Below are 4,922 nucleotides of genomic sequence, written 5' to 3'. Positions count from 1 at the left end.
CGGACTCCGCCAGAACCTTGGTGATCGCCGCCGTCAGCGACGTCTTGCCATGGTCGACGTGACCGATCGTGCCGATGTTGCAGTGCGGCTTATTCCGGTTGAACTTTTCCTTGGCCATCACGGCCTCCTTCGATGTTCGCGATGCCGGAGGATCAAGGGACCCGGTCCGGCAAGAGACCGATGTTTACGCGTATTTCGCCTGGACTTCGGCGGCGACGTTGGACGGCGCCTGCTCGTAGTGGCTGAACTGCATGGTGTAGCTGGCGCGGCCCTGGCTGAAGGAACGCAACTGGTTGACGTAGCCGAACATGTTCATGAGCGGCACCTTGGCCTGGATCACGTTGGCGTTGCCGCGCATGTCCTGGCCCTGGATCTGACCACGGCGGGAATTGAGGTCGCCGATGACCGAACCGGTGTACTCTTCGGGCGTGACCACCTCGACAGCCATGATCGGCTCCAGCAGCACCGAACCGCACTTCTGAAGCGCCTCGCGCATGGCGGCGCGGGAGGCGATCTCGAAGGCGAGGACCGAGGAGTCGACGTCGTGGTAGGCGCCGTCGATCAGGGTCGTCTTGACGTCGACCACGGGGAAGCCGGCGATGATGCCCGCACCCATGACCGAGTCGATGCCCTTCTCGACGCCCGGGATATATTCCTTGGGAACCGAGCCGCCGACGATCTTCGACTCGAAGGCGTTGCCGGCGCCGGCTTCATTGGGCTCGACGATGATCTTGATCTTCGCGAACTGGCCGGTGCCGCCCGTCTGCTTCTTGTGGGTGTAGTCGATCTCGACGCGCTTGGTGATCTTCTCGCGGAAGGCCACCTCGGGAGCACCGACGGTCACGTCGACCTTGTGGGTACGACGAAGGATGTCGACCTTGATGTCGAGATGGAGTTCGCCCATGCCCTTGATACGGGTCTGGCCGGACTCGGCGTCGGTGGAGACGCGGAAGGACGGATCCTCCGAGGCCAGCTTCATCAGCGCCAGCGCCATCTTCTCCTGGTCCGCCTTGGTCTTCGGCTCGACGGCCATCTCGATGACCGGCTCGGGGAATTCCATGCGCTCCAGGATCACCGGCTTCTGCGGATCGCAAAGCGTGTCGCCGGTGCGGGTGTCCTTGAGGCCGACGAGAGCGACGATGTCACCGGCATAGGCCTCGGCGATTTCCTCGCGGTTATTGGCGTGCATGAGGACCATGCGGCCGACACGCTCGTTCTTCTCACGGGACGAGTTCATCAGGGCCATGCCCTTCTCGAGCTTGCCCGAATAGATGCGGCAGAAGGTCAGGACGCCGTACTGGTCGTCCATGATCTTGAAGCCGAGAAGCGACAGCGGCTCGGAGTCCGACGACTTGCGCTCGATCTCAAGCTCGGTCTTCGGATCGATGCCCTTGATCGCCGGCACGTCGACAGGCGACGGCAGGTAGTCGACCACGGCGTCGAGGAGCGTCTGCACGCCCTTGTTCTTGAAGGCGGAGCCACAGAGGACCGGGAAGAAGGCGGCGGTCAGCACGGCCTTGCGGATGAGGCGCTTCAGCGTCGCCTCGTCCGGCTCGTTGCCCTCGAGATAGGCTTCCATAGCGGTGTCGTCGAGTTCGACGGCGGCCTCGACCAGCTCATTGCGATACTGGAGGGCCTTCTCCTTGAGATCGTCGGGGATCTCGAGGTTGGCGTCGAAGTCGGCACCGAGCGACTCGCCCGACCAGACGACAGCTTTCATGCGGACGAGGTCGACGAGGCCCTTGAAGTTGGATTCCGAACCGATCGGCAGCTGGATGGCGATCGGCTTGGCACCGAGGCGCTTCTTGATGTCCTCGAGGCACATGTAGAAGTCGGCGCCGGTCTTATCCATCTTGTTGGCGAAGACGATGCGCGGGACCTTGTACTTGTCACCCTGGCGCCAGACGGTCTCGGTCTGCGGCTCGACGCCCTGGTTGGAGTCGAGGACGCAGACGGCACCGTCGAGGACGCGCAGGGAACGCTCCACCTCGATGGTGAAGTCGACGTGGCCGGGCGTGTCGATGATGTTCAGACGCTTGCCCGCCCACTGGGCGGTCGTCGCGGCCGACGTGATGGTGATGCCGCGCTCCTGCTCCTGCTCCATGAAGTCCATGGTCGCGGCGCCGTCATGGACTTCGCCGATCTTATGGGACTTGCCGGTGTAGTAGAGGATCCGCTCGGTCGTCGTCGTCTTGCCCGCATCGATGTGGGCCATGATTCCGAAGTTGCGGTAGTCCTCGATCGCGTGCGTGCGCGGCATGATCTCAGTTCCTTCGGTTCCGGATGAACCGTGACAGTTCGTTACCAGCGGTAATGCGAGAAGGCGCGGTTGGCTTCGGCCATCTTGTGGGTGTCTTCGCGCTTCTTCACCGCGTTGCCACGGTTGTTGGCGGCGTCCATGAGCTCGGACGAAAGCTTGTCGACCATGGTCTTGTCGTTGCGCGAGCGGGCCGCCTGGATGAGCCAGCGGATCGCCAGGGCCTGGCGACGCTCGGGGCGAACCTCGACCGGCACCAGGTAGGTTGCACCGCCTACGCGGCGGGACCGGACCTCGATGGCCGGCATGACGTTCTCAAGGGCCGACTGGAACACCGTGAGGGGCTCCTGCTTCGCCTTGGATTCGATCTGGTCGAAGGCGCCGTAGACGATCTGTTCGGCTACCGACTTCTTCCCTTCGTACATGACCGAGTTCATGAACTTGGCCAGCACGACATTGCCGTACTTCGCGTCCGGAATGACTTCCCGCTTTTCGGCCCGATGACGACGAGACATCGCTCTCTCCGTTGATCCTGAAAGCCACCGGCCGCTCCAGCCCGGCGCCTACGCGCCTCGGCCAGGAGCGGCCGGTGGAAACAATTCTTACTTCGGCCGCTTGGCGCCGTACTTGGAACGGCGCTGCTTGCGGTTCTTGACGCCCTGCGTGTCGAGAACGCCGCGCAGGATGTGGTAGCGCACGCCGGGAAGATCCTTGACGCGACCGCCACGGATCATGACCACGGAGTGTTCCTGAAGGTTGTGACCCTCACCCGGAATGTATCCGATGACCTCGAAGCCGTTGGTCAGTCGCACCTTTGCGACCTTGCGGAGCGCCGAGTTCGGCTTCTTCGGGGTCGTCGTGTAGACACGCGTGCACACGCCGCGCTTCTGCGGGCAGCCCTCCATATGGCGGGACTTCTCGCGGTAGGTGCGCGGCTGACGCGGGTTGCGGATCAGCTGGTTGACTGTCGGCATCGGCGGCCTTGTCCTTGAACCCTTGAGGCCCGGTCGCCCGGATCTCGTGTAAAGCATGGTTTGCCCGTCCCGTCGCCGGAACAGGCAACCGGGCGCTTGGTTTGCCCCGAAAGACAAACTGCGCCCGGCGAAAACAGAGGATCGCCTGTCCTTGCGGGCGGGCGATCATGCGTTTCGATCTGACTGACGTCAGGCGATGCGGTCTCGGTTAGCTTCGGTCGGATCCGGCTCAAAGCCGTTCCCAGGACCGCGTGTGCAACCGACCTACATCGGAAAGTCGGGTGGCAATACACCCTGAGTCGGCCCCCGTCAAGCACGACCCCCGAGCGGGTTCCGCAAAGACCGGATGTTTCGTCTTTGCGGCGTAATGCGACAGAAACAATTCGGCCGGCTCCCGGCATGATCCGTCATTATCCGGCGCCTATGTCATAGGTCGGCATCGTCGGACACTCGTCGGCGATACCTTTCACTTGCCTATCAGATCGGGAAGCGGAGTATCGCAGGCGATGTGACGCGGGGGCGCTTGTCCGATCGGGGGGCAACCTGAACGTTTCACACCATTGCGGTGTTTTGCCGTAAACCGGGTGCGTTTGTGCGGCCCAACATGAAGAGGATCAAGACCATGGCGTTCAGGAACGTCGCATTCGCGGCCATCGCCGCTGCAACTCTGGCCGGAGCCTTCGGCATGCCGGCACAGGCGCAGACCGACCGTGACGGTCAGCAGCGCTGGATCAACATCGTCAACCGGACCGGCGTCACGATCCGCGAGTTTTACATGACCGACGTCGACACCCGCGGCTGGGGCGACGACCGCCTCGGCCAGGACGTCGTCGAGCCCGGCGACTCGCTTCGCGTGGTCCCCACCCCGCGCCAGCGCTCGCGCGGCTACTGCCAGTACGACATGAGGATCGTCTTCGCCAACGAGCGCACCGTCGAGCGCCGCGGCGTCAACCTCTGCCAGACCAGCAACCTCGTCTGTACGTCGACGGCATCCTGCCGGGTGAACTGACACGCAACAAGGCTCACGACGATCGGCAAGGCCGCCTCAGGGCGGCCTTTTGCATTTCAGAGGCGGCGCTCCCGAGCAGCCCCGCGCCAGGACGGATGAAACCGTCCTTGTCCGGGATTGCGCCCCGCTGTCCAAAGGAGCATAGCAGCGAGCGGTCTATTCCGTATGGTCACCTGCGCCGTGCACCCTGCCCGGCTCTCGTTCCGTTCGGGAGTCTGCCAATCCCATCGGCCCCTGCGGAAGGACATTCCGGGGTCGCTTCCCAAAAGGACTTGCATCATGACGTTCAAGACGCTCCTTGGAGCGACCGCTGCTACGATCGCCCTCGCTGCCGGCCTGCTCGCCGCCCCGCCGGCCGTAGCCCAGACAGACCGCGACGGCCAGCAGCGCTGGATCAACATCGTCAACCGGACCGGCGTCACGATCCGCGAGTTCTACATGACCGACGTCGACACCCGCGGCTGGGGCGACGATCGCCTCGGTCAGAACGTGATCGAGCCGGGACAGGCCCTGCGCGTCGTGCCGACGCCGCGCCAGCGCACGCGCGGCTACTGCCAGTACGACATGAAGATCGTCTTCGCCAACGAGCGCACCGTGGAGCGCCGCGGCGTCAACCTCTGCCAGACCAGCAACCTCGTCTGCGGCTCGACCAATTCCTGCTCGGCCAACTGAGCAGACGATC

Annotated in this window: 6 protein-coding genes; 2 read left to right on the top strand and 4 right to left on the bottom strand. The window is 63.7% G+C overall.

Annotated features, from left to right (window positions below; translation table 11 throughout):
* The 4 genes from Q8O26_RS17905 to rpsL form a co-directional block, all read right to left on the bottom strand.
* Nucleotides 1-118, bottom strand: a 118-nt coding sequence (locus tag Q8O26_RS17905; protein WP_305578072.1) for a GTP-binding protein, incomplete at its 3' end; no start/stop codon positions are given.
* A gap of 66 nt (nt 119-184) precedes the next feature.
* Nucleotides 185-2,260, bottom strand: coding sequence for an elongation factor G (gene fusA / locus Q8O26_RS17900; RefSeq protein WP_305578070.1), 2,076 nt, complete (start codon nt 2,258-2,260; stop codon nt 185-187).
* A gap of 41 nt (nt 2,261-2,301) precedes the next feature.
* Nucleotides 2,302-2,772 carry a 30S ribosomal protein S7 gene (rpsG, locus tag Q8O26_RS17895; protein ID WP_305578068.1) on the bottom strand — a complete coding sequence of 157 codons (471 nt, stop codon included), beginning with the start codon at nt 2,770-2,772 and terminating at the stop codon, nt 2,302-2,304.
* Between the two features lie 87 nt (nt 2,773-2,859).
* The gene (rpsL, locus tag Q8O26_RS17890; RefSeq protein WP_305578066.1) at nt 2,860-3,231 is read right to left on the bottom strand and encodes a 30S ribosomal protein S12; all 372 of its coding nucleotides are present in this window, start codon (nt 3,229-3,231) and stop codon (nt 2,860-2,862) included.
* Nucleotides 3,232-3,853: 622 nt separating this feature from the next.
* On the opposite strand from rpsL, the gene Q8O26_RS17885 reads away from it, so the two are divergent.
* Together Q8O26_RS17885 and Q8O26_RS17880 are read left to right on the top strand one after the other, a co-directional pair.
* Entirely contained in the window at nt 3,854-4,240 is a 387-nt protein-coding gene (locus tag Q8O26_RS17885) for a hypothetical protein (RefSeq protein WP_305578065.1), read from the top strand.
* Nucleotides 4,241-4,519: 279 nt separating this feature from the next.
* On the top strand, nt 4,520-4,912 hold the full coding sequence (locus Q8O26_RS17880) for a hypothetical protein (RefSeq protein WP_305578063.1): 393 nt from the start codon (nt 4,520-4,522) through the stop codon (nt 4,910-4,912).
* The last annotated feature ends 10 nt before the right edge of the window (nt 4,913-4,922 follow it).

Source organism: Phreatobacter sp. (genome assembly GCF_030691135.1).
Classification (GTDB): domain Bacteria; phylum Pseudomonadota; class Alphaproteobacteria; order Rhizobiales; family Phreatobacteraceae; genus Phreatobacter.
This window is presented reverse-complemented; position numbering and strand designations above follow the sequence as displayed.